A 2013-nucleotide genomic window follows, 5' to 3' on the forward strand; every position below is an offset into this window, starting at 1 on the left:
CCTTTAAATGAAACATTTAGAATGAGCTTTGGCGCACCAACATTTTTCTTTTTTTTGTTATTGTTTCGACGAATTCCAGCATTTTTACCGGGTTTTTTAACAGCGATAGTCGTTGTAGTATTCCGTATCTCAATGGATGTCATTATAAAGGGAAATATGGATTGGCTAGCCGCTTTTCATACTCACTATCCTAGTTTTTTCTTTTATTTTACTTATTCGTATCTCTTTCATTTAGCAAAAATCAAACGTTTTTATCATCAACCACTAATGATTGGTTTTATTGGTTGCATGATTGAAATACTGTCAGACTGTGTGGAATTAATGATTCAATATTTCGTATTAAAAACATCGATCACATCCGAGGCAATAAATGAGATTATTGTTATCGCATGTTCCCATAGTTTTATAGTTCTAAGCTTTTTCAATATGATGAAATTGTATGAAGCGCAATCAAGGGAGAGACATATAAAGAAGCAAAATGAACACATGCTCATGCTTATCTCTAATTTATATGAAGATGCTGTTCATTTAAAAAAAACATTACAAGATGCTGAGAATATAACAAAAAAATCCTATGATTTATATAAAACCTTAGACTCTTTTGAGCACAAACAGATGGATTTTCAGTTTGGGGATTTAAGGCAACAGGCATTACAAATTGCTGGTGAGGTCCATGACGTTAAAAAGGATAACCAACGTATTTTTGCTGGACTTTCAAAACTAATTTCTGATGAAAGTTTTACAGATTATATGTCTGTACATGAACTAGTAAATATCATTATACGGGCAAATACGAAATATGCACGGTTGCTAGAGAAAGACATCCAATTTGTGTATAAAATTGATGGTGTGCATTCTCATTATCATATTTACACAATCTTATCTATTATAAATAATATCGTTACAAACGCTGTAGAAGCTATCCAAGGTATGGGAACCATCACAATTGACATTAATAAAGACCACCATTTTGTTGAATTTCAAATAGGCGATAATGGTCCTGGTATTTCTTCAAAATATAAAGATTCAATTTTTGAGCCTGGGTTTACTTCTAAATATGATGATTTAGGCAACCCATCGACAGGTATCGGATTATCGTATGTTAAAGAAATGGTCGAACAACTTGAAGGTGATGTTACGCTTGAGGACAGAACCGAAGGAAAAGGATCAATTTTTATAATTAGATTAGGGATTGATCATATAATTTCGAAAGGGTGATTCTATGTATTTTTATATAGTAGATGATGAAAAAGCGGTTCGCTCAATGTTGGCTCAAATTATCGAGGATGAAGACCTTGGGGAGGTTATAGGAGAAGCTGAGGATGGTTTATCTTTAGAGCAACAAATGCTAATCCTTAAAAATATAGACATTTTATTTATCGATTTGTTAATGCCGATTCAAGATGGAATAAAAACAATCCGTCAAATAAAACCTTCGTTTAAAGGGAAAATCATCATGGTCTCTCAAGTAGAATCAAAAGAATTAATTGCTGAAGCTTATTCGCTTGGTGTTGAATACTATATTATTAAGCCAATTAACCGGATTGAAGTATTAACAGTTGTTCGGAAAGTCATTGAACGAATTCGTTTGGAAAAATCGATAAAAAACATTCAAGAATCGCTTAATATGGTACTAAAATTGGATAGTAATTCAAGTGCACAAGAAAAATACCGTAATGAAAAACATTTAAATACTTTTAATCATTTTCAAAATTCCATTCATTTTCTTTTGTCTGAATTAGGAATAGCCAGTGAAAGTGGAAGTAAAGATTTAATGGATATGCTAGATTATTTATATAAATATGAACAAGATAACACGTTGGAACAAGGCTTTCCCTCACTAAAAGAGATTTTTATGAATTTGGCTCAAAAAAAACTTGGGGATTCAGCTGAAGATGCCGAATTAAAAAGGTTCATAGAAGCTTCCAAACAACGGATTCGGAGAGCAATTTATCAATCATTAAACCATTTAGCATCCCTTGGACTTACTGATTTTTTAAACCCGAAGTTCGA

At 32.2% G+C, this 2013-nt stretch carries 2 protein-coding genes; both read left to right on the top strand.

The window, feature by feature from the left end:
* The coding region (locus ACQGS6_RS27270) for a sensor histidine kinase (RefSeq protein ID WP_426965932.1) at positions 1 to 1218 on the top strand (1218 nt) is incomplete at its 5' end.
* A gap of 4 nt (positions 1219 to 1222) precedes the next feature.
* Positions 1223 to 2013, top strand: a 791-nt coding sequence (locus ACQGS6_RS27275; protein ID WP_426965933.1) for a DNA-binding domain-containing protein, incomplete at its 3' end; no start/stop codon positions are given.

The sequence above is a fragment of the Bacillus sp. GMs2/2 genome (genome assembly GCF_050172095.1).
In the GTDB taxonomy this organism is placed as follows: Bacteria; Bacillota; Bacilli; order Bacillales; family Bacillaceae_G; genus Bacillus_A; species Bacillus_A cereus.